The 22,912-nt window shown below is 70.5% G+C and carries 17 protein-coding genes; 1 reads left to right on the plus strand and 16 read right to left on the minus strand.

The window, feature by feature from the left end; all coding sequences use genetic code 11:
• Positions 1-10 precede the first annotated feature (10 nt).
• Positions 11-1,384, plus strand: a complete 1,374-nt coding sequence (locus LRD69_RS00005; RefSeq protein ID WP_277329570.1) for an OFA family MFS transporter — start codon at positions 11-13, stop codon at positions 1,382-1,384.
• 284 nt (positions 1,385-1,668) lie between these two features.
• Here LRD69_RS00005 and LRD69_RS00010 read toward each other — a convergent pair whose 3' ends face one another.
• The 16 genes from LRD69_RS00010 to LRD69_RS00085 all read right to left on the minus strand — a co-directional run bounded on the left by LRD69_RS00010 (position 1,669) and on the right by LRD69_RS00085 (position 22,908).
• Complete coding sequence (locus tag LRD69_RS00010; protein ID WP_277324454.1) at positions 1,669-2,829, minus strand: sugar phosphate isomerase/epimerase family protein; 1,161 nt, start codon at positions 2,827-2,829, stop codon at positions 1,669-1,671.
• Positions 2,830-2,878: 49 nt separating this feature from the next.
• Entirely contained in the window at positions 2,879-4,288 is a 1,410-nt protein-coding gene (locus LRD69_RS00015) for a nucleotide pyrophosphatase/phosphodiesterase family protein (protein ID WP_277324455.1), read from the minus strand.
• Entirely contained in the window at positions 4,285-5,460 is a 1,176-nt protein-coding gene (gene eboE, locus LRD69_RS00020; protein WP_277324456.1) for a metabolite traffic protein EboE, read from the minus strand. Before eboE ends, LRD69_RS00015 begins: the two co-directional genes overlap by 4 nt.
• A 4-nt stretch (positions 5,461-5,464) precedes the next feature.
• Complete coding sequence (locus tag LRD69_RS00025) at positions 5,465-6,313, minus strand: TatD family hydrolase (RefSeq protein ID WP_277324457.1); 849 nt, start codon at positions 6,311-6,313, stop codon at positions 5,465-5,467.
• Complete coding sequence (locus LRD69_RS00030; protein WP_277324458.1) at positions 6,313-7,002, minus strand: EboA domain-containing protein; 690 nt, start codon at positions 7,000-7,002, stop codon at positions 6,313-6,315. Before LRD69_RS00030 ends, LRD69_RS00025 begins: the two co-directional genes overlap by 1 nt.
• On the minus strand, positions 6,993-7,874 hold the full coding sequence (locus tag LRD69_RS00035; RefSeq protein ID WP_277324459.1) for a sugar phosphate isomerase/epimerase family protein: 882 nt from the start codon (positions 7,872-7,874) through the stop codon (positions 6,993-6,995). The genes LRD69_RS00030 and LRD69_RS00035 overlap by 10 nt, the downstream gene beginning before the upstream one ends.
• Positions 7,871-9,199: a UbiA family prenyltransferase gene (locus LRD69_RS00040; RefSeq protein WP_277324460.1), complete on the minus strand. Its 1,329-nt coding sequence runs from the start codon at positions 9,197-9,199 to the stop codon at positions 7,871-7,873. Before LRD69_RS00040 ends, LRD69_RS00035 begins: the two co-directional genes overlap by 4 nt.
• A complete protein-coding gene (locus tag LRD69_RS00045; protein ID WP_277324461.1) occupies positions 9,196-10,314 on the minus strand; it encodes an inositol-3-phosphate synthase in 1,119 nt (372 codons plus the stop codon). Before LRD69_RS00045 ends, LRD69_RS00040 begins: the two co-directional genes overlap by 4 nt.
• A gap of 141 nt (positions 10,315-10,455) precedes the next feature.
• Positions 10,456-14,181: a ThuA domain-containing protein gene (locus LRD69_RS00050; RefSeq protein ID WP_277324462.1), complete on the minus strand. Its 3,726-nt coding sequence runs from the start codon at positions 14,179-14,181 to the stop codon at positions 10,456-10,458.
• A 442-nt stretch (positions 14,182-14,623) separates the two neighbouring features.
• Complete coding sequence (locus LRD69_RS00055; protein ID WP_277324463.1) at positions 14,624-15,628, minus strand: sugar phosphate isomerase/epimerase family protein; 1,005 nt, start codon at positions 15,626-15,628, stop codon at positions 14,624-14,626.
• A gap of 12 nt (positions 15,629-15,640) precedes the next feature.
• Positions 15,641-16,873 carry a Gfo/Idh/MocA family oxidoreductase gene (locus LRD69_RS00060; RefSeq protein WP_277324464.1) on the minus strand — a complete coding sequence of 411 codons (1,233 nt, stop codon included), beginning with the start codon at positions 16,871-16,873 and terminating at the stop codon, positions 15,641-15,643.
• A 68-nt stretch (positions 16,874-16,941) separates the two neighbouring features.
• On the minus strand, positions 16,942-17,979 hold the full coding sequence (locus LRD69_RS00065) for a substrate-binding domain-containing protein (protein ID WP_277324465.1): 1,038 nt from the start codon (positions 17,977-17,979) through the stop codon (positions 16,942-16,944).
• 99 nt (positions 17,980-18,078) lie between these two features.
• Positions 18,079-19,128 carry an ABC transporter permease gene (locus tag LRD69_RS00070; RefSeq protein WP_277324466.1) on the minus strand — a complete coding sequence of 350 codons (1,050 nt, stop codon included), beginning with the start codon at positions 19,126-19,128 and terminating at the stop codon, positions 18,079-18,081.
• Positions 19,125-20,660 (minus strand): sugar ABC transporter ATP-binding protein, encoded by a 1,536-nt coding sequence (locus LRD69_RS00075; RefSeq protein ID WP_277324467.1) that lies wholly within the window; start codon positions 20,658-20,660, stop codon positions 19,125-19,127. The genes LRD69_RS00070 and LRD69_RS00075 overlap by 4 nt, the downstream gene beginning before the upstream one ends.
• A 145-nt stretch (positions 20,661-20,805) precedes the next feature.
• On the minus strand, positions 20,806-21,987 hold the full coding sequence (locus LRD69_RS00080; RefSeq protein ID WP_277324468.1) for an ROK family transcriptional regulator: 1,182 nt from the start codon (positions 21,985-21,987) through the stop codon (positions 20,806-20,808).
• Positions 21,988-22,230: 243 nt separating this feature from the next.
• Positions 22,231-22,908 (minus strand): GntR family transcriptional regulator, encoded by a 678-nt coding sequence (locus LRD69_RS00085; RefSeq protein WP_277324469.1) that lies wholly within the window; start codon positions 22,906-22,908, stop codon positions 22,231-22,233.
• Positions 22,909-22,912 lie beyond the last annotated feature (4 nt).

A 22,912-nucleotide genomic window follows, 5' to 3' on the forward strand; every position in this document is an offset into this window, starting at 1 on the left:
GACAACTGACATACCATCACATGCCCGCTATCGGGAGGTGACGGACCGCAACGGCCGTGTGTACCGGATGGGTGAGTCCGACCGGGACATCATGGGCCGCCCACGCTGGACGATGGTGCTCTTCCCCTGGATGGGCATGCTGGGCATCAGCTCGTCGGAGTACGCGTTCACGTCCGCCGAGGACACGCTGCACGAGGCCCACTTGTGGGCCAGCGGCCATATCTTCTGGCTGATGGGTGTCTGGATCTTCTTCCAGGCGGCCGTCGCCTTCCCGGCGGGGCAGCTCCGTGAGAGCGGTCGGCTGCCGGCCAGGAGCGCGATGCTTCTCGGGGCGCTGGGCACCCTGCTCGGCTATCTCTCACTGGCGTACGCACCGCATGTCATCGTCGCCTACTTCGGCTTCGGCATGTTCAGCGGTATCGGCGCCGGACTCGTCTACGCGACCTGCGTGAACATGGTCGGCAAGTGGTACCCGGAACGCAAGGGCGGCAAGACCGGCATGGTCAACGGCGGTTTCGCCTATGGCTCGGTGCCGTTCGTGTTCCTCTTCACCTCGTACATGGACCTGTCCAACTACCAGGGTGTCCTGGTCTCGGTCGGGGTCATCTGCTGTGCGGTCGTCGCGGTCGCCGGCTGGTTCTTCAAGGACCCGCCGAAGAACTGGTGGCCGTCGCACGTCGACCCGCTGAAGGTCTCCGACGACCCGCGCATCGTGCGGTCGCTGGCCAAGAACCCGCCGGCGGTCAAGCAGTACACCCCGCGCGAGGCGGCCCGGACCCCGGTGCTGTGGATGATGTGGTTCTGTCTGCTGTGCACGGCAGGCATCAACATCTTCGGTATCGCCATGCAGGTGCCGTTCGGCAAGGAAATGGGATTCGCCGGCGGCATCGTGGCCACGGCCATGTCACTCAAGGCGATCGTGAACGGGACCGGCCGGGGAGTCATCGGCTGGATCTCCGACCGGTACGGACGCCGCAACACACTGATCATCGTCTGTCTCGTCCTGGGATCCGCACAGTTCGGGGTGTTCTTCTCCGGCGACATCGGGTCGATGCCGTTCTTCCTGTTCTGCTCGATGGTCTCCGGCTTCGGTGGCGGCGCCATCTTCCCGCTGTTCGCGGCGATGACCGCGGACTACTTCGGTGAGAACAACAACGCCTCCAACTACGGAATGGTCTACAGCTCCAAGCTGATCTCCGGCCTGGTCGGCTCCGGTGTCGGCGCGCTCGTGGTCGGCGCCTGGGGCTACGGCGGGGCCTTCGCCCTGGCAGGCAGCATCGGACTCGCCTCCGCGGTACTGGCGGTGTTCCTGCGCGCACCGGGCCGGCCGAGCACCAAACACATCGCACCCAACCCGCATCCGATCAGCCGGGAGATCTCCTGACATGACGCCGGACCGCACCTGACCCAGTCCGCGCCGGCCACCCGGGCCGGCGCGGACTCCCACGCAATCACCGACGCCCCCCGCCACGTCCACCCCATCCGCCAGACCGACCGACAGATTCCCGGCCGCCCGCGCGGTTCCGGAAGCCGGACAGGGACCGTACGCTCCTGGTAACAGCCTTGGAGCGTACGGTCCCTGACGTCATCGGGCGGGCGTTCGCGCTGCTCCCCGGTGTCAGGAGCCCGGGGTGAGGCACGGACCGCCCGTCCGGTGCCGTCTCGGTCCTACTTGCGCAGCGCCGCCAGGTTGTCGTAGCCGATCCGCGCATGCTTCAGGGACTGCGCGAGGTCGGTCGAGCTCGGTGCGTTGTCCTGCTCGACCATCGGGTTGCGGTAGTTCTTCTGCCCGACGCGGCTGAGGAACGTCCGGTAGTCGATGACCCCGGTACCGAAGGGGACCATGTCGTAGCCCTGTCCGCTGGTTGTGTTGACGACGCCGTCCTTGGCGTGGAACAGCGGGTAGCGCTTGTTGTTGCGGCGGACCAGTGCCGCGGGGTCGAAGATGTTCTCCTGCTGCGATCCGTCGTGCGCGGTGTAGGTGTGGAACTTGTACTGGGCGACGTGCGCCCAGAAGATGTCCATCTCCAGCCATACGGTCTTCGGGTCGGTGACCGTGAGGAAGTACTCGAGCTTGCGGATGCCGGAGCTGCGGGTCGGCCGGCCCTGTGCGTCCAGCGGACCGCCGTCGAGCAGGAAGCCGTAGGCCGCATCGTGGTTGTGGGTGTACAGCTTGATGCCCGCACGATGAGCGATCTGCCCCAGGGCGTTCCACTTGTCGGCGGCCACGTCCCAGTCGGCACGGTAGGCGCTGCCGGTGGGGTCGCCACCGGTGCCCATGTGGTCCATGCCGAGGATGTTCGCGATTTCGAGCGTCCGCTTGAACTGGTCCAGGTCGCTCTGGCTCAGCGGCCAGGACGACGGGATGAAGCCGTGGTTGCCCTGGGCGCGCAGACCGTATTCGTCCAGCCACGAGCGCAGCAGCTTCGCACCCTCCACCGTTTCGAGGTTGCTTCCGCCGGGTGCATTGGCGTGCTGGCCGTACCCGGCGAACTCGACCTGCTTGTAGCCGTAGCGGGCCAGCTCCTTGAAGACCTCGCGGAAGCCCGAGGGAAGGTCGGTGCTGAGCGGATCCCGGCCCGTGGCGTCACGCACGGTGTACAGGATGATTCCGCGCTTCGACGCCGGGACCAGATCCTGGCCGTGGCCGTGGTCGTCGTGCCCCTGGTGGGGTGCGGGCTGGGCGAAGGCCGGCGACGCGCCGAAGGCGGGCGCGGCGATCGCCGTTGCCGCAGCGGCGGTGCAGGTGCTGAGAAAGCGGCGGCGACTGACGCCGAGGCTGCGGCGCAGGGCGCCGTCCGTTCCGGATTCGTCGTTGTACACGGTCACGGTCTCTCTCTTTCTCGAAGATGCTCGCAACGCTGTGCGCGGACCGAACTCATGCGAGGCCGGCAAGCGTGAGGAGCAGGGACTTCACTTCGGTGGCCCGGACAGGTCCGGTGAACGCGTGGGGGGTGGAGCAGAGGATGAGCGGACCTTCTTCGTCGCTCATGGGGAGGCGGCCGTGGCTGCCTCGAATGGGTGAGGGGTCGAGGGGCACGACTGCCATGCGGTAGCGCATGCCGAGCTTCTTGCGGGCCACGGCGGTGGCCGCCTTGACCCGTACGTACGGGTCCTGGGGGTCCAGGAAGAGTTCGACCGGGTCGTAGCCGGGTTTGCGGTGGATCTCGACGAGCTGCGCGAAGTCGGGGGCGCGCGCGTCGTCGAGCCAGTAGTAGTACGTGAACCAGGCGTCCGGCTCGGCGACGGCGACGAGTTCGCCGGAGCGCGGGTGGTCGAGGCCGTGTGCCTTCTTGCCCTCGTCGTCGAGGAGCTGCTCGATGCCCTGGACGTCCTGGAGAGCTTCACGGGTGACATCGAGGTCCTCGGGGCGGCGTACGTAGACGTGGGCGAGCTGGTGGTCGGCGACGGCGAAGGCCCGGGACGCCATCGGGTCCAGGTACTCCATGCCGTCCTGGGTGTGGACCTCCAGCAGTCCGGCGCGGCGCAGGGCCCGGTTGATGTCGACCGGGCGGTCGACGCGGGTGATGCCGTATTCGGAGAGCGCCACGACGGTGCGGCCCTCGCGGCGGGCGTCGTCCAGGAGCGGGGCCATGGCCCGGTCGAGGTCGGCGGCGGCGCGGTAGGAGCGGGGGTCGTCGGGGCCGTAGCGCTGGAGGTCGTAGTCGAGGTGCGGGAGGTAGCACAGGGCCAGGTCGGGGCGGCGGGTGTCGAGGATGTGCCGGGTCGCGTCGATGATCCACTGCGAGGAGACCAGGTCGGCGCCGGGGCCCCAGAAGTGGAAGAGGGGGAACGTGCCGAACTTCTCGGTGAGTTCGTCGTGGAGGGCGGGCGGCCGGGTGTAGCAGTCGGGTTCCTTGCGCCCGTCCGCGTAGTAGACGGGGCGCGGGGTGACGGTGATGTCGGTGTCGGCGCCCATGGCGTACCACCAGCAGATGTTGGCGACGGTGTAGCCGGGGTGGACACGGCGGGCGGCGTCCCAGAGCTTGTCGCCGGCGACCAGGCCGTTGTGCTGACGCCACAGCAGGACGTCGCCGAGCTCGCGGAAGTACCAGCCGTTGGCGACGATGCCGTGCTCGGCGGGGGTGGTGCCGGTGAGGAAGGTGGACTGGGCGGCGCAGGTGACGGCGGGCAGCACCGTGCCCAGGGGGGCGTGGGTGCCGGACCGCCCGAGGGACTTGAGGTGCGGCATGTGGTCGAGGAGCCGGGGGGTGAGCCCGACGACGTCGAGGACGAGAAGCGGGGTGGGGGTGGAGTCCGGGGACGTACCCGTTTCGGCTGCGGTCATGGGAGCTCCTTGAGGCCGAGGTCGACCAGGAGGTCGCGGGCGAGGGTGAGTTCGGCGGCTATGCCGTCGGCGAGCTGGGCGCGGGTACGGGGGCGCAGCTCGGCGGGGAGCGCCTGCCAGGTGTACGTCTCGACCTCCAGGTGACGGGTCAGCGGGTGGGCACCGCCGACCAGGCGGGTCAGCGCGGCCCCGAGCACCGGGAGGGTGGAGGTGAGCGGTGGGGCGGGTGGTGCGTGCAGCGGCACATGGAAGTGGGCTCGCCACGGGGTGCCGTCGGGCAGGGCCCGGCCGCTGACGGCTTCCTCGAGGTCGTCGGTGCCGCGCAGTCCGTGGGTGGTGAGCGTGCGGGTCTGGTGGAGGAAGCGCGGTTCGGCGAAGGCGGCGAGTGCGGCGCGCACCTCCGGCAGGTGCGGGTGTTCGGCGTGGAGCGCGGCGGAGAGCTGGGTCTTGGCGACGGGGATGCCCGCTGCGGCGAGCGCGTCGAGGGCGGTGCCGGGGTCCTCGAAGGAGGTGGCGAGGTGGCAGGTGTCGACGCAGATGCCGATGCGGTGGTGTCCGACGGCGGTGAGCGGGGCGATCGCGTCGGCGGTGGTCTCGATCGTGCAGCCCGGTTCGGGTTCGAGGCCGATCCGGATGGACTTGCCGGTCAGCTCGGCCAGGGCGTCGAGGCGTTCGGCGAGGGTGACGAGGGCGGTGTGCGCGGTGCGGGCGGCCTCGGGGTCCTCGGCGTACGGGGTGCGCCAGGCGATCGGGAGGGTGGAGACGGTGCCTTCGGTGACGTCCTCGGGGAGCAGGGTGGCGAGCAGCCGGGCGAGATCGGTGGTGTGGGCGAGCCGTTCGGGGTCCGCCCAGTCCGGCTTGTACACCCGGTACTTGACCTCTTCGGCCCCGAAGCCCTCGTACGGGAAGCCGTTGAGGGTGACGACCTCCAGACCGCGCCGGTCGAGTTCCCCGCGCAGGGAACGCAGCTGGGCGGGGTCGTTGATCAGGGTGTTCGCGGCGTCCTTGGCGAGCCAGAGGCCGATGCCGAGGCGGTCGCGGCCGAGGCGCTTGCGGACGGGCTCGCAGTGGTCGCGCAGCTGGGCGCGGACACCGTCCAGCGTCTCGGCGGGGTGCACGTTGGTGCAGTACGCGAGGTGGACGGTGGATCCGTCGGGGTGGCGGAAGCGCATCGGATCACTCCCCTCCGCGGAGGATGGAGTTCCCCTCGTGGAGCGGATCGGGGGTGGTGAGGTCGAGTCGGAGTCGGCCGCTCTGGCCGTAGAAGGCGACGGGGTTGCGCCAGAGCACCTGGTCGACGTCGTCGTCGCTGAACCCGGCGGCGAGCATGGCGTCGCCGACCCCGCGGGTCTTGAGGGGATCGCTCTTGCCCCAGTCCGCGGCCGAGTTGACCAGGATCTTCTCGGTGCCGTAGGTCCTCAGGACCGCGACCATGCGGTCCTCGTCCATCTTGGTGTCGGGGTAGATGGAGAAGCCGGCCCAGCAGCCGCTGTCAACGGCGTCCTTCACGGTCGTCTCGTTGAGGTGATCGAGCACGACCCGTTCCGGGGCGAGGTGGGACTCGCGGATGACGTCGATGGTGCGCTGCAGACCGGCGAGCTTGTCGCGGTGCGGGGTGTGGACGAGGGCGGGGAGCCCGTGGTCGGCGGCGAGCTGGAGCTGGGCGGCGAGGGCGGTGTCCTCGGCGGGGGTCATGGAGTCGTAGCCGATCTCGCCGACGGCGACGACCGAGTCCTTGACGAGATAGCGCGGCAGGGCGTCCAGCACCGGAGTGCAGCGGGGGTCGTTCGCCTCCTTGGGGTTGAGGGCGAGCGTGCAGTGGTGGGCGATGCCGTACTGGGCGGCACGGAAGGGTTCCCAGCCGAGCAGGGCGTCGAAGTAGTCGATGAAGCTGGCGGGCGAGGTCCGGGGCTGGCCGAGCCAGAAGGAGGGTTCGACGAGGGCACGGACACCTGCGTCGTACATCGCCTGGTAGTCGTCCGTGGTGCGGGAGGTCATATGGATGTGCGGGTCGAAGATGCGCATCAGGACTCCTCCGTGGGGGGTTGGGCGCTCCCCTGCTCGAGTTCGTTCGAGGGTTCGGGGAAGGGGGCGGGGGCCGTGAGGGCGAGGACCCGGCGCAGGTCGTCGGGGACGGTGCGGCCGGCAGCGGTGCGCTCGGCCGCGAAGTCGCCGAGCATGCGGGCGAGTTCGGCGTCGCCTCGCGCGCGCCGCGCCAGTCCGTCGACGGCATCTACGGGGACACCGGTGAAGAGGCACTTGAGGATGGCGTGCCGCCATTGGTGCGCGTCGAGATGGGCGGCGGCGTACGGGCCGACGGCGGCGGCGACCAGCCGGGTGTCGTTGGTACGCAGGGCGTCCTCGACGAGCGCGAGAGCGGTGGGGCCGAGGTCCAGCCGGTGCAGGGTGAGGAGGACGGCGCGGCGTTCGGCGGCGGTGCCGTGTTCGTAGAGCCTGGTCGCGACGGGCAGACCGGCGCGGGCTTCGAGGAGCAGCAGGGCGCGCACGGAGTCGGCGTGCTCGAGTCCGCAGTGCCGGCCCGCGGCGGCGAATCTGAGCTCCCACGGGGGTACGGCGTAACGGCTGCCGGGTGCGGTGTCCGCGTGGACGGCGGTGTGGGCGGCCTCGGCGAGGGCCTCGTCGAGCCAGGCGCGTGCGGCACCGCCCAGTTGTGCGTCAAGTTGTTCGCGGGTCACCGGCGGGGTCATCGGCATGGTGTCGCTCCCTTCGAGGACATCGACGGGATCCGGGACCGCAGGAACTCGACGGACGTCCTGGCCAGTTCGGGCCCCGCGTGGGAGTGGCGGGGCAGTTCGACGACGGTGAGGCCGTGGTATCCGGTGTCGCCCAGGGCGTCGAGCGCCTCGAGCACGGGTGGGAAGTCGATCTCGCCGTCGCCGAACGGAAGGTGTTCGTGGACGCCCCGGCGCATGTCCTCGATCTGCACGTGCCGCAGCCAGGGGGCGGCGGCCCGCACGCAGTCGGCGGGCGCGGCCGGTTCCAGGCACTGGCAGTGACCGATGTCGAGGGTGAGCCCGAGCGGTTCGGGGTCGCCGCTGAGGACACGGAGATGGTGGAAGTCCGAGAGGGTGGCGAGGAGATGACCGGGTTCGGGCTCGATGGCGAGCGGGACGCCGGTGCGGGCCGCGGCGTCGAGCACGGGGGCGAGCGCGTCCGTCAGCCGCTGCCAGGCCGTCTCAGGGCAGGTGCCGGGTGGGGTGATGCCGCTGAAGCAGTGCACGGCGTGGGCGCCGAGGTCGGCGGCGACGTCGACGGCGCGCAGCAGCAGCCGGGTCCGGACGGCGCGGGCCTCCGGGTCCGGATCGAGGAGGGACGGTCCGTGTTTGCGGCGTGGGTCGAGGACATAGCGGGCCCCCGTCTCGATGGTCACGCCGAGCCCGGACCGGTCGAGCGCGGCCGCCACGTGCCGGGTGCGTGCGGCGAGGTCCGGGGCGAGAGGGTCGAGGTGCATGTGGTCGAGGGTGAGGCCGACGCCGTCGTAGCCGAGGTCCGCGAGGAGTTCCAGGGCGTCGTCCAGGCGGAGGTCGGTGAGGCCGTTGGTGCCGTAGCCGAGGCGGATCGTCATGTGAGGCTCACCTTCCGGGCGAGGGTCCGGGCGAGGGGAACCAGCCCCATGACGGCGAGCCCGGTGGCGGCCGCTCCGGCGCGGGCGGCGAGCGCGGCCTGGAGCGGGATCATCGCCCGGATGCCGCTGCCGACGGCGCGTTGGGTGAGGGGCGCTGACGGATTGAGGGCGGCGTGGAGGAGCGGCTCGGCGGCGGTGCGGAAGTAGGTGGCGGTGAGTGCGGTGAGGAGGACGCCGGGTGGCGTGGAGGTTCCGGCCCGGGGGCGGTGGTGGTCCCCCGGCCCGTCCCTTCCCGGTAGTCGGGGCAGGCCACCGAGCCCCTGCTGCCCACGCACCGTGACGGCGCCCAGCGCGGCGACCGCCGCGAGCGCGCCGAGGGGCACGGCGGTGGAACCGCCCTGCGCCTCGTGGCGTGAGACCGCGGTGACGGCGTAGGTGTGCGCCCCGAGCAGGGCGGCGGCCGGCACGGCAGCACGAACCGCGGAGTCGACGGGGCTCAGGGTGCGGGTGGTGCCCCGGGGAAGGGCGGTGCGCCCGGGATGGACGGTGCCGGCCCTGCGTACGGCGCCCGGCGTGCCGGTCGGGCCCTCGGTGCGGGCGATGCCGACCGGGCGGGCAGGGGCCTGTACGTGCCGGGGCGGCTCCGCGCGGCGGGGTTCGCGATCCGCGGTCGCCGTCGCCACCGCACGGCCGATCCGGCCGAGCAGCCGGGCGACCGGGCCGCCTCGCCGCTTCCCCGCCACGGACCGGGAGGGGGCGGATGCCCCGACGAAGCCCGTGGCTGTCGCGGACGGAGTGACCGCGCCAGCAGCGGGCGGGGCTGCGGTGCGTGAGCTCGTCGCACCCGTACCTGCCCCCGCCCCCGCCGTCGCCGTCGCCGTCGCCGTCGCTCCCAGCAGGAGGTCCAGTGCGCGGGCCGCCGCCATCGCTGCCGGGCCGGCCTGGGTGTGCTTCAGGCGGAGGTCGTACGCCCAGACCGTTGCCGCGAGGCCCGTGGCCACCGTCAGGGCCGGACGGCCCGCGTGGGCGGCCAGCGTCAGACCTGCGGCCGTCAGGGCACCGGCTGCAGCCAGGGCCGCGCCGGGAGTGATCTGGCCCGAGGGGATCGGGCGGTGCGGGCGGTCGACGGCGTCCTCGTCGCGGTCCGCCCAGTCGTTGAGGGCCATGCCCGCCTCGTAGAGACAGAGGGAGGCCCCGACAGCCAGTGCAGTGCCCCCGTTGGGGCGCCGGCCGATGGCCGCCGCCCCGGCCAGCGCATCACCGGGGACGGTGAACAGCGCCGATACCCGCAGCAGTTCGGCCCAGGCGCGTACCGCGGCCGTCATTCCTGCCCCCGCAGCGTTTCGGCGAAGGCCAGCAGCTGCAGATACTGGTCGGAGAGTGCGGCGGGCCCGCCGTCCGGGTCCTTGAAGTAGAAGCCGAGTTCGGGCCGTGGGCCCACCAGTCCCGCTTCATGGGCGCGGGCGAGCAGCCGCGCCAGGTCCAGGACCAGCGGGGCGGCCAGCGCCGAGTCACACCCCTGCCATGTCGTCTGGAGGACCATACGCGCCCCGAGGAATCCGTCGAACGCGATGTGGTCCCAGGCCGTCTTCCAGTCGCCGAGGGCCGGCACGTCGTCGATGTGCACCTCGCCCTCGGGAGCGGCGCCCAGGGTGTCGGCGAGAACCCGTTCCTTGCCCGCGTTCTTCGCCGCCGCCGCGGCCGGGTCGGCCAGCGCCGCCCCGTCCCCGCCGCCCAGCAGATTCGTGCCGGACCAGGCCCGTACGGGCAGGGCGCGCTGCACGAACATCGGGGCGAGTACGGAGCGGAGCAGCGTCTGGCCCGTCTTGCCGTCGCGGCCTGCGTGAGGAAGTCCGCATTCCGCGACGGCGTCCTGGAGCGCGGGGGTGCGCAGCCCGGTCGAGGGGGTGAAGTTGACGTAGGGGCAGCCGGCCCGGAGCGCCGCCGCGGCGTAGAGCGAGCTGGCGGGCAGCCGGTGCTGCCCGGGTTCCGGGAGCGGTTCGGTCGAGGCGACGTTCACCACGACGGTGCGGGCCAGGTCGTTGCGGCGGCCGAAGTCGGTGAGGTCGGCGGCGAATGCGGCGATGAGCTCTTCGTCGGTGCGGGTGTCGCCGGGCAGCGGCCCACCGGGGCGTATCTCCGCGTCGGCCGCGGCGAGTTCGGACCGTACTGCCGAGGGCAGCCCGTGCGGGAGCACTCCCCCGGCGGCCAGGGCCTCGGCCCGCTTGGGCAGGGGGCAGTCGACGGTGTCGTGTCCGCCGAATACCAGGGAGGTCAGCGCCGGCAGCCCGCTGCCGGCGAAGGGCGCGGTCTCGGTGACCATGCCCGCCGCCGGGTGGAGCCCCGCCGCGACGGCCGCGCAGCCCGCTGTGGCGGTGGTGGCGACGGAGCCGCGTGCTCCGATGAACCAGACTCCGGTACGAACGGCATGTGCTGACACGGGGCTGCCTCCCTGGCTGGGATCCTGGCTGGGCAGTGCGAAGAGCGCGGCGCTGTTCGGTCGGTGGCGGGCAGGGAAGTGGTGGTGACGGCGGGCGGGGTAGGGCCGTCGCCCCGCCCGCCGTCGGACTGTGGCTGCCGCCTATGCGGCGGGCAGCTCCTTCAACTCGATGTTGCGGAAGGACACCTGGTCGTCGGCCCCGTGGTTCTGCAGGCCGATGTAGCCGTCCTTCAGGCTGCGTACGGGATCGGTGTTGGTGAAGTCGTTGATCTTGACTCCGTTGAGGAAGACCTGGAGCCGTTCACCCTGGACCTTGATCTCGTAGCTGTTCCACTGGCCCGGCGGCCGCAGGACCTGGTCGCGGGCCTTGATGTTCGCCGCCTTGAAGGTGTAGATGGCGCCCGTGGTGCGGTCGGGGGCGTCGGTGGCGTCGATCTGGACCTCGTAGCCGTTGTTCACCGCGGACCAGGGGTCGTCGGACTCCGGGAAGCCGACGAAGACACCGGAGTTGTCGTCGCCCGCCAGCTTCCAGTCGAGCTTCAGCGAGTAGGACCCGAGCTCCTTGGGCTGGTAGGTGAGGAGGCCCAGGCCGCCCTCGGAGCGGAGTTCACCGTCGACGACGTTGAACTTCCCCGGGCCGGCCTGCTTCCAGCCTTCCAGCGTCTTGCCGTTGAAGATCGGCCGGTAGCCGGTGTCCGGCTTGCAGTCGGCACTGACCTGGCCGGCCGCGTACCGGACACCGCCGAGGAGGAGCTGGCGGAAGGCCGGTTCGGCGTACGACTCCTTGGTGTGGCCGAGGCCGGTGTAGAAGGAGCGGCCGCCCCCGTAGGACTGGCACCAGGTGATCGGGTGATCGCCCTTCATGGTGCCGCCGGTGTAGGTCGTCTCGTCGAGCGTGGCGAGGACCTTCACCTTGTCGCGCGGGTTGGTGCGGTAGTTGTACAGCTCATCGGTTCGGACCCAGGCGTCGTCGAGGTGGGCGGTCGCCGGGTTCTTGTGGTCCTCGACGCGGACGGTGACGGGCTGGATCGCGGGGTGCCCGGCGAAGTACGAGCCGACCAGTCCGCCGTAGAACGCCCAGTCGTACTCGGTGTCCGCGGCGGCGTGCACGCCCATGTAGCCGCCACCGCCGGCGATGTAGTTCTCGAACGCCTTCTGCTGGTCGGCGTTGAGAACGTCACCGGTCGTGGAGAGGAAGACGACGGCGTCGTAGCGGGCCAGGTTGCTGGTGGTGAACTGGCCTGCCTCCTCCGTGGCGTCGACGGTGATGTTGCTGCTCGCGCCGAGTTCCTTCAGTGCGGCGATGCCCTCGGGAATCGCGTCGTGGCGGAAGCCGGCCGTCTTCGAGAAGACCAGGACCCGCTTGGCGGTCCGGTCGGGGGCGCTGTTGGAGAGCTCGAAGTCGTCGATGTCGTAGAGCGCACCGTCGCCGCCCTTGAAGACCAGGAAGAGTTCCGTGGCCTGCTTCGGGACGCCGCGCAGCGGTACGTCGATGTCCTGGAAGGTCTCCCAGCTGCCGGTCACCGGCACCGGGGCGGAGCCGAGGATCTTGCCGGTCGCGGAGCCGGTCCGTACCTCGAGGAAGCCACCGGCGCCACCGGACGAGATCCGGGCGGTGAGCTTGGTGGAGTCACCGAGGATGTACGGCTTGAAGGCGATCCAGTCGTCGTTGTTGATGTCGCCGACCGTCTTGCCGCCCTCTGCGTTCGCCTTGTCGAACGTCTGGATGCCAGACGACGAGGTGAAGTGCTCGGCCTGCCGGTGGCGGGGCTGGAGCTGCGCCTGGTCGTGGCCGGAGAGTGCGGCCTGGCCGCCGCCCCCGCCATCGGTGTACGAGGCGTCGATGACTCCGAAGATGTTGGCGTTCGGGTCGTGCCCGCCGTCCATCTCGGTCTTGACGGTGCCGGAGCAGCCGTGCTCCGTGGTGATCGGGTGGCCATGGTTGTCATGGCCGAGTACGAAGCTGACCTGGACCTTCGAGCAGTCGATCGTGCCGTCCTCCGGGTCGGTGACGGTCACCTTGAACGGGATCTCGTCGCCGAAGGTGAACAGCTGCCCGTCACCCGGGAGTTCCAGATTCACCGTGGGTGCGGTGTTGCCGACGGTCACATGGGCACTTGCCGAACCGGTGCGGCCGGTGGGGTCCTTGGCGGTGACGGTCGCGGTGTAGGTGCCGTTCTTCTTGTACGTGTACGTGGGGTTCGCGGCGGTCGACGTACCGCCGTCGCCGAAGTCCCAGGCGTAGGTGAGCGAGTCGTTGTCGGAGTCCGTGGTGCCCGCGGAGGAGAACTGCACCTTCAGCGGTGCGGTACCGGACGTCTTGTTGGAAGTGGCCTCGGCGATCGGCGAGTGCCCGCCGGTGGCGTTCTCGATGCGGTAGAGCGCGGAGTGCTCGTCGCCGCCGAACCAGGAGAGGCCGTAGTCCAGGACGTACAGCGCCCCGTCCGGGCCGAAGGCCATGTCCATCACCTGGGTCCCGGACCACGGGATGTCGTTGATGGACTGAACGGCGCCGTCGCCGTCCTGCTCGATCCGCTTGATCCACTGCCGGCCGAACTCACCGGCGAAGAAGTCCCCGTCGTACGCCTCGGGGAACTTCACGGGCGAGTCGAGGTTCGGGTCGTAGTGGTAGACGGGGCCGCCCATCGGCGACTCGGAGCCGGTGCCGAACTCGGGCACGGATCCGCCGTCGTACGGGATCCAGGCGGGCTGCGCCGGGGGAAGGTCGACCAGGCCGGTGTTGTGCGGCGAGGTGTTCTTCGGTGCGGCGCAGTCGAAGGTCGCGCCGGACGTCTGCGTCGCGAAGTCGTAGTCGACGAAGGGATCGTTGTTCCCGGTGCAGAACGGCCAGCCGAAGTTGGCCGCCTTGGTCACCCGGGCGAACTCGACCTGTCCGCCGGGTCCGCGCTTCGGGTCGGCCGCGCCCGCGTCGGGACCGTAGTCACCGACGTACGCGATACCGGTGGCCTTGTCGACGCTGAAGCGGAACGGGTTGCGGAAGCCCATCGCGTAGATCTCGGGCCGCGTCTTGTCCGTGCCCGGGGCGAAGAGGTTGCCCTCGGGGATGGTGTACGAGCCGTCCTCCGCGACCTTGATCCGGAGGAGCTTGCCGCGCAGGTCGTTGGTGTTGCCCGCGGAGCGCCGGGCGTCGAACGCTGGGTTCCGGTCCGGGCGCTCGTCGATCGGTGCGTAACCGTCGGAGGCGAAGGGGTTGGAGTCGTCGCCGGTCGACAGGTACAGGTTGCCCTGCGCGTCGAAGTCGATGTCGCCGCCGACGTGACAGCAGATGCCGCGCGACGTCTTGACGTCGAGGACCTTCTTCTCGCTGCTCAGGTCGAGGGTGCCGTCCTCCTTGAGGACGAAGCGGGAGAGCCGGTTGACGCCGTCGAACTTGGCGAAGTCGGCGGCGGTGCCTGTCTCCGGGGCGTCGCCGGACGGGGTGTCCAGCGGGGGCGCGTAGTAGAGGTAGATCGCCCGGTTCGTGTCGAAGTCGGGGTCGACGCCTACGCCCTGGAGGCCTTCCTCGTCGTGCGAGTAGACGGGCAGGACACCGGAGACCCTGGTGTTGCCGGCGCTGTCGGTAATCCGCAGCTCGCCGCTGCGCGAGGTGTGCAGGACGCTGCGGTCCGGGAGGACCGCCAGCGACATGGGTTCGCCGGTTTCGGCGGCACCCTTGGCGAGGGTGACCTGCTGGAAGTCCTCGGCCGCCGCGGCATCGGTGGCGGCCGGCGAGGCCGCGGACGCTGCGGAGGCGCCGGGGGTGGCGCCGAGGGCGAGGGTGGCGGCGGTGAGGAGGCCGCCGGTGAGCAGGGCGAGGGACTTACGGAGCCCGGTCCTGCGTTTGCTTCTGCTTCTGCTTCTGTGCACGAGTGTCCTCCGGAAAGTGCCGGTTGTACGGGCGGGTAGTGCCGAGCCGTTCCGCGCGGGGACTGCCGCGCAGGTCACATGAGGGCCTGATGGGGCCCCGGTGACGAGAGTTATGTCGTGTACACCCCATGGACCGTAGACCCGTTCGTCCTGCACGGAAAGCCTTTGCGCAGCAGTTGAGTTGAACTTTTTCCTGCATCAGGACAAAGGCCGGTGAGGGCATGCGGAATCGCCCCGGGGGTGCGCGGAGTGACGCCGGGCGGGGGCTGTTCCCCCTGCCCGTCCTTCCCGAAACCGGGGCAGTGCCCCGGGCCCCCGGTCCTCGGACGCCGGGCAGGCCTGGTCGTGCCGGGCAGCACCCAAGGCGCCGCCCGGACGGAGAATCAGGCTTCCCCGGCGATCGAGGAGCGGGGTTCCGGGGGCCGAGCCCCCGGAAACACCGTCAGTCGCCGCCCCCGAACGCCGCGTCGAACGACGCCGCCGGCGGGTCGAAGTCGTACCGCTTCAGCGTGGCAAGCGCTTCGGGCGCGCCCGCCAGCCGGTCCATGCCCGCGTCCTCCCACTCCACCGAGATCGGCCCCTCGTAGTGGATCGACCGGAGCATGCGGAACACGTCCTCCCACGGCACGTCACCGTGCCCGCCGGAGACGAAGTCCCAGCCGCGCCGCGGATCACCCCATGGCAGGTGCGAGCCGAGGCGGCCGTTGCGCCCGTCGAGGCGCTTGCGGGCCTCCTTGCAGTCCACGTGGTAGATCCGGTCCCGGAAGTCGTAGAGGAAGCCGACCGGATCGAGGTCCTGCCAGACGAAGTGGCTCGGGTCGAAGTTCAGCCCGAACGCGGCACGGTGGTCGACGGCCTCCAGAGCACGGTGCGTGGTCCAGTAGTCGTACGCGATCTCGCTGGGGTGCACCTCGTGGGCGAACCGCACGCCCTCCGCGTCGAACACGTCGAGGATCGGGTTCCAGCGCTCGGCGAAGTCCTCGTACCCCCGCTCGATCATCCGCGGCGGCACCGGCGGGAACATCGCCACCAGGTGCCAGATCGACGAGCCGGTGAAGCCGATGACGGTGTCGACCCCGAAGGCCGCGGCGGCGCGCGCGGTGTTCTTGATCTCCTCGGCGGCCCGCTGCCGTACCCCTTCGGGCTCGCCGTCGCCCCAGATCCTGGCGGGCAGGATCCCCTGGTGCCGCTCGTCGATCGGGTTGTCGCAGACCGCCTGGCCGACAAGGTGGTTGGAGATCGCCCAGCACTTCAGCCCGTACTTGTCGAGCAGCTGGTGCCGCCCCGGCAGGTAGCCCGGGTCGGCGAGGGCCTTGTCGACCTCGAAGTGGTCGCCCCAACAGGCGAGTTCGAGCCCGTCGTAGCCGAAGTCGCGGGCCAGCCGGCAGACCTCCTCCAGCGGCAGATCGGCCCACTGGCCGGTGAAGAGAGTGAAGGGACGGGGCATGCGCGGAACCTCCTACGGGGTGTGTACCGGGGTGAGTACGGAGTTCTTCTCGGCGCTCTCCTCCACCGCCGCGAGCACCCGCTGCACCTGGAGTCCGTCGGCGAACGACGGCACGGGGTCCGCCCCTTCGGCGATCGTCCGGACGAGGTCGCGGGCCTGGTGGATGAAGGTGTGCTCGTAGCCGAGGGCGTGACCCGGCGGCCACCACGCCTCCAGGTACGGATGCTCGGGCTCCGTGACGAGGATGCGGCGGAACCCCGCGGTGGTGGCGGGTTCGGTGTGGTCGTGGAAGGACAGCTCGTTCAGTCGCTCCAGGTCGAAGGCGAGCGAGCCGCGCTCCCCGTTGAGCTCCAGCCGCAGCGCGTTCTTGCGGCCCGCCGCCATACGCGTCGCCTCGAACGAGGCCAGCGCTCCGGAAGCGAGCCTGCCGGTGAACAGAGCCGCGTCGTCGACGGTGACCGCCCCCCGCGCCTCGCTGTCGGCCGAGCCCGAGAGCCCCGCCGACGCTCCTGCGAGCAGGGGCCTGTCCCGTACGAAGGTCTCGGACATCGCGGACACCCCCACCAGCAGCTCCCCCGCCAGATACTGCGCGAGGTCGACGATGTGGGCCCCGAGGTCGCCCAGCGCACCGGATCCGGCGCGCTCGCGGTCCAGCCGCCAGGTGAGCGGCGACTCGGGATCGACCAGCCAGTCCTGGAGGTAGGTGGCCCGTACGTGCCGCAGGGAGCCGAGCCTGCCGTCGCTGATCATCTTCCGTGCGTAGGCGATCGCCGGCGCCTTGCGGTAGTTGAAGCCGACCATCGCCACCTGGCCACGGGCCCTGGCCCGTTCCGCGGCCTCGGTCATGGCCTCCGCCTCGGCAACCGTGTTGGCGAGCGGCTTCTCGCACAGCACGTGCTTGCCGGCCTCCAGGGCGGCGATGGCGATTTCCGCATGGCTGTCGCCGGGAGTGCAGATGTCGACGAGCTGGACGTCGTCCCGGGCGATCAGGGCGCGCCAGTCGGTCTCCGCCGCCGCCCAGCCGTGACGCTCGGCGGCGGCGGTGACCGCCGCACGGTCGCGTCCGCAGATCGCGGCGAGAGCCGGCCGCATCGGCAGGTCGAAAACGTGTCCCACGGTGCGCCACCCCTGGGAGTGGGCGGCGCCCATGAACGCGTATCCGACCATGCCGATCCCGAGCGGTCGCTCCGGCTTCCTCGTCGGCGGCGCAGCGGCCTCCTGCTCCGTCTCTTCCCTACGGGCCATACGGGCTTCCTCCTCATCGGTGCTTCGGTGGGGGCTGCAGGAGGGTCAGCACCCTCCCGGACGGCGGATCAGCTGAAGCCCGTCGGCAGGTACTGGTCGATGTTGTCCTTGGTGACGACGGCGGAGTAGAGGGTGAGGCTGGTCGGGATCTCCAGTTCGGAGAGACCGCCGATGCCCTTGCCCTGGCCGAGCGCACGCGCCAGGTCGATGGCGGACGCCGCCATCGTCGGCGGGTAGAGGACGGTGGCCTTCAGGACGCTGTTGTCGGCCTTGATGGCGTCCATGGCGGACTTCGCCCCGGCTCCGCCGACCATCAGGAACTCGTCCCGGCCGGCCTGCTGGATGGCGCGCAGCGCACCGACACCCTGGTCGTCGTCGTGGTTCCACAGTGCGTCGAACTGCTTCTGCGCCTGCAGAAGTTGGGCCATCTTCGCCTGGCCGGACTCAACGGTGAACTCGGCGGCCTGCCGCGCGACCAGCTTGACGTTGGGGTAGTTCTTGAGGGCGTCGGCAAATCCCTGGCTGCGCTGCTTGGTGAGCTCCAGGTTGTCGATACCCGCGAGCTCGACGACCTTGGCGTCCGCCTTGTCCTTGAGCTGCTCGCCGATGAACGTACCGGCATTGAGGCCCATGCCGTAGTTGTCGCCGCCGACCCAGCAGCGGTAGGCCTGCGGTGAGGCGAAGATGCGGTCCAGGTTGATGACGGGGATGCCCGCCTTCATCGCTTCCAGACCGACCTGGGTGAGCGCCTTGCCGTCGGCGGGGAGGATGACGAGGACATCGACCTTCTTGTTGATGAGGGTCTTGACCTGGCCGATCTGGGTGGCGGTGTCGTTGGAGCCCTCGGTGATCTCCAGGGTCACCTCGGAGTACTTCTCCGCCCGCGACTTGGCGTTGTCATTGATGGCGTTGAGCCACCCGTGATCGGCCTGCGGGCCGGCGAAGCCGATGGTGACCGCCTTGCCGGGCTTGTCGTCGGCGGCCGGCTGATTGGTCTGCGCGGTCTCCGACTTCTTGGGCTCGTTGCTGGTGCAGGCGGTGAGGAGGGCGCCCGCGGAGACGGCTGCGGTGCCGAAGAGCAGGCCTCTGCGGCTGGTTTCTGGCATGGCTGTCGAACCCTTCATCCGGTACGTGGGTGGCATGCGGAACTGTTGGGTGGGACGGGGTGGGGTGCGGTGAGGGGATATGGGGTGGAGGACCGGGGGTCAGGTCTCCCCGTGGGCCGAGGTTCGGCGCTGGACCAGGACGGCGGCGACGATGATCGCGCCCTTCGCGATCTGCTGGACATCGCTCTGCAGATTGTTGAGCGCGAAGATATTGGTGATGGTGGTGAAGACGAGGACGCCGAGGACGGAGCCGACGATCGTGCCGCGTCCGCCGCTGAGCAGGGTGCCGCCGATGATCGCGGCGGCGATGGCGTCGAGCTCGTACAGGTTGCCGTTGGTGTTCTGTCCCGAGCCGGACAGGATGATCAGCATGAAGGCGGCGATACCGCAGCACAGCCCGGAGAGCAGATACAGATAGAGCCGCTGGCGCCGTACGTCGATCCCGGCGAGCCGGGCCGCTTCCGCGTTGCCGCCGACCGCCACCGTGCGGCGTCCGAAGGTCGTCCGGTTCAGCACCAGCCAGCCGATGACGGTGACCGCGGCGAACGCCAGCACCAGGGGCGGTATGCCGAGGACGTACGAGTCCGGCAGGCCGAGGTCGAGGACCGACTGGACGGTCACGATCTGCGTCTTGCCGTCGGTGATCTGCAGGGCGAGGCCGCGGGCCGAGGCGAGCATGGCCAGCGTCGCGATGAACGGCACCATCCTCCCGTACGCGATCAGCAGCCCGTTGACGAATCCGGCACCGACACCGACGAGCACCGCGGTGAAGAGGATGCCCGCGAAGCCGTACTCCTGGGTGGCGAGCGTGGTCGCCCAGACCGAGGCGAGCGCGACCATCGCACCGACCGACAGGTCGATGCCGCCACTGGTGATGACGAAGGTCATGCCGACGGTGACGACGCCGATGACGGACGACTGGGTCAGGATCAGCTGCAGATTCCCGGTGTCCAGGAAGGCGTCGGGTTCGGTGAACCCCCCGACGGCGATCAGTACGGCGAGGACGCCGAGCAGCGACAGGTTGCGCACGTCCATGCGCACCCCGAAGGCGCGCAGTCCACCGCCCTTCGAGGGCGGCAGCGTGGCGGAGGCCGGCGGGGCCGCCTTGTCCGGCCCACCGTGCTGCGCCGAGGAGACGGGCTGTGTCATGACGTCGGGCTCCCTTCCATCACGAGATCGAGTACGCGGTGCTCGTCGAGCTCCCGGGCGTCCGCCGTATGCACGACGCGGCCCTCACGGAGCACCAGCACCCGGTCGGCGAGGCCCAGTACTTCGGGCACTTCGCTGGAGACCAGCAGAACGGCGAGGCCTTCGTCGGCCAGCCGGCGGATCACGGCGTAGAGCTCGGCGCGAGCGCCGACGTCGACGCCGCGGGTCGGTTCGTCGAGCAGCAGCACCCGGCAGCCGCGCAGCAGCCAGCGGGCCAGGACGGCCTTCTGCTGGTTGCCGCCGGAGAGGGTGCGGACCGGGGTGTCCGGGTTGTCGGGCCGCAGCGACAGTTCGCGGGTGGCGGCACGGGCCGCTCGGCGCTCGGCCCCGCGGTCGAGCCAACCCACCCTGGAGAAGCGGGACATGGAGGAGACGGAGACGTTGCGGGTGACGGATTCGAGCATCAGCAGCGCCTGCGCCTTGCGCTCCTCGGGGGCGAGCCCGATGCCTGCGGCGACGGCGGCTCGGACGCTGCCGGGGCGCAGCGGCCGTCCGTCGACGAGGGCCCGGCCCGAGCTCGGCCTGCGTGCCCCGTAGACCGTCTCCAGGATCTCGGAGCGCCCGGAGCCGACCAGGCCGGCGAGGCCGACGATCTCGCCGGGCCGCACCTCCAGGTCGAACGGGGCGAACTCGCCCTCCCTGGACAGCCCTTCGACGGCGAGTACGGGCTCCCGGCGGGCGGTCTCCCCGGCATCCGTGGTCGCGTCGGGGCGCGGCGGGAAGACGTACTCGACATTGCGGCCGGTCATCAGGGCGACGATGTCCCGTGTCGGGGTGGACTTCGCGGGCAGACCGACCGCGACGGCCCGGCCGTCCTTCAGTACGGTCACCCGGTCGCCGATCCGGCGGATCTCCTCCAGCCGGTGGGAGATGTAGACGACGGCGACACCGTCGGCGGTGAGTGCGGCGACGATACGGAAGAGGTTGTCGACCTCGTCGGGGTCGAGGGCCGCTGACGGCTCGTCCATGACGATGAGCCGCACCTCGTGGGAGAGGGCCCTGGCCATGGAGACGATCTGCTGCTGGGCTGCGGAGAGCGCACCGACCGGGCGGGCGGGATCGATCTCGGGGTGACCGAGTCGCTTCAGCAGTGCGGCGGCCGCCGTACGGCCCTCGCGGGTACGGACGACGAAGCGGGCGGTGGTGGGTTCGTGTCCGAGGAAGATGTTCTCGGCGACCGAGAGACCCTCGACCAGGTCGAGTTCCTGGTAGATGGTGGCGACACCGAGGCGCATGGCGGCGATCGGAGACTTCAGTGCGACGGGTGCGCCGCGCCAGGTGATTTCGCCGTCGTCGGGCTGGTGGGCGCCGGCGAGCACCTTGATGAGCGTGGACTTGCCGGCGCCGTTCTGCCCGAGCAGGCAGTGGACTTCGCCGGCCTGGACCTCCAGGTCCACGCCGTCGAGGGCGCGCACGCCGGGGAACGACTTGGTGATGCCGGACATCGTGAGCAGGGGTGGTTCTGGTGCCATGACAAATCCCCTCGGCGAAACGAGGTCTCCCCTGCTCGAGCGAAGCCGAGAGCGTGGGAAGGGCCGGTGAGCGGGCAAGGCTGTGCCAGGTACGGGTGGTGCTCGGTTTCCGATATCTCGCTGGTGACGTGCAGCCGGCCGGTGATCAGGCCGGTGAGAACAGGTGGTCGCTGATGAGCCGGGCGGCGCCGATCACTCCTGCGGCCGGTCCCAACTCACCCAGCACAATGGGGAGATTGCCGGTGGCCAGCGGCAGGGACTGCCGGTAGACCTGGGTCCGGACGCTGGCCAGAAGCGTGTGGCCGAGGCCGGTCACACCACCGCCGATCACCACCAGTCCGGGGTTGAAGAAGCTGACGAGTCCGGCGATGACCTGACCGACCCGGTTGCCGCCTTCGCGGATCAGATCGAGCGAGGTCTCGTCTCCGGCCGCGGCCGCCGCGGCGACATCGGCGGCGGTGAGCCGACCGGCCGCCTCCAGCCGGGCCGCGAGCTCCGGCGACTGTCCGGACCGTGCCGCCTCCTCGGCGTCGTGGGCGAGCGCCGCGCCGCTGAAGTGGGCTTCCAGGCAACCCCGGTTGCCGCAGGCGCAGGCACGCCCGTCGGGCTCGACCTGAATATGGCCGATGTCGCCCGCGCTGCCCGTCGTACCGCGGTAGACGTCGCCGCCGACGACGATTCCGCAGCCGATGCCGGTACCGATCTTGACGCAGAGGAAGTCGCCCACGGAGCGTGCGACGCCCGCGTGCTGCTCCCCCATCGCCATCAGGTTCACGTCGTTGTCGACCATGACGGGGCAGCCCAGTTCCTGACTGAGCGCCTCGCGGACCGGGAAGCCGTCCCAGCCGGGCATGATCGGGGGTGCGACCGGTACGCCTTCGGGGAAGCGGACCGGTCCGGGTACGCCGATGCCCGCGCCGTCGAAGCCCTCCGCGAGCCCGGAGGCCCGGAGCTTGGCAGCCAGGGACAGCACCTGCTCGAAGACCGCGACGGGCCCCTCGCGTACGTCCATGGGGTGGTTGAGGTGACCGAGGACCTCCAGCTCCGCGTTGGTGACTGCCACATCGATCGATGTGGCACCGATGTCGACGCCGAGGAAGCGCAGTGCGGGAGCGAGCCGGATGTTGTGCGAACGGCGGCCGCCACGGGAGGCGGCGAGTCCGTCGGCCACGACAAGTCCGGTCTCCAGCAGCCGGTCCACTTCGACGGCGAGCTTGGAACGGGAGAGGTCGACCTGATCCCCCAGCTGCGCCCGCGAGTTGGGCCCGCCGTCGCGCAACAGCCGCAGTAGCCGCGCCTGATGCGCATTCGCGGGTCGTGCCGTCATACGTCTCACGCGCCCCTCCCCGCCGCGTCGGCCTTGTCCGTCGGGCTTTCGAGTGGAACGTAGCAGCGCTTGCCCGGAGTGGGAAGAAGTTGAGCAGGAATCCGCTCCAACTTTCTCCACCCGCAGGACAAAGACGTACGCCTTCGCCGACACGAGGTCCCCGCGACGCGGGGACGGTCGCGCGGCGGGCAACGCAGAAAGGGCCGGGGCGCCACGCCCCGGCCCTGATCCGAACGTAAGGCTCTAGCCCTCTTCGCGCTGGTGGTAGGTCCTGCGGGTGTGCTCCGTGTGAGCCCGCATGACCTCCGTGGCGCGCTGTTCGTCGCGCGAGGAGATCGCCGAGATCAGGGCGCGGTGCTCGATCCAGGACTGGGTGCCACGCTGGCGGGCCACCGGCGTGTAGTACCAGCGGACCCGGCGGTCGACCTGTCCGGCGAGTTCGGCGAGGACGACATTGCCCGCCAGCTCCATGACCTTGGCATGGAACTCCGCATTGGTGGCAACGGCGAGATCCACATCGTCGGCGGCGACGGCCTGCTCACCCTTGGCGCAGAGCTCCTCCAGCGCGGCAATGCCGGCCGTGCCCGAATTGGCCGCGGCCAGCCGGGCGGCCTCCGCCTCCAGGAGCGTACGGACCGAGAGCAGCTGGTCCGCCTCCTCCTCGGTGGGTTCGTGGACGAACGCACCCTGCGCGGGCCGCAGATCGACCCAGCCCTCGGTGTTCAACCGCTGCAACGCCTCGCGCACTGGCTGGCGGGACACACCGAGGTGCCCCGCGAGCTCGCTCTCGACCAGATGCTGGCCGGGGCGGAGCGCACGCGTGGTGATCAGTTCGAGCAGCGCCTCATAGACGCGCTCGCGCAGCGGACCGGGCCGTTCCAGCTTCGGCACGGCCCCTTGCGGCAGTCCTGTGGACAACATCGCG

Origin of the sequence: Streptomyces sp. JH14, from assembly GCF_029428675.1 — a bacterium.
GTDB lineage: Bacteria > Actinomycetota > Actinomycetes > Streptomycetales > Streptomycetaceae > Streptomyces.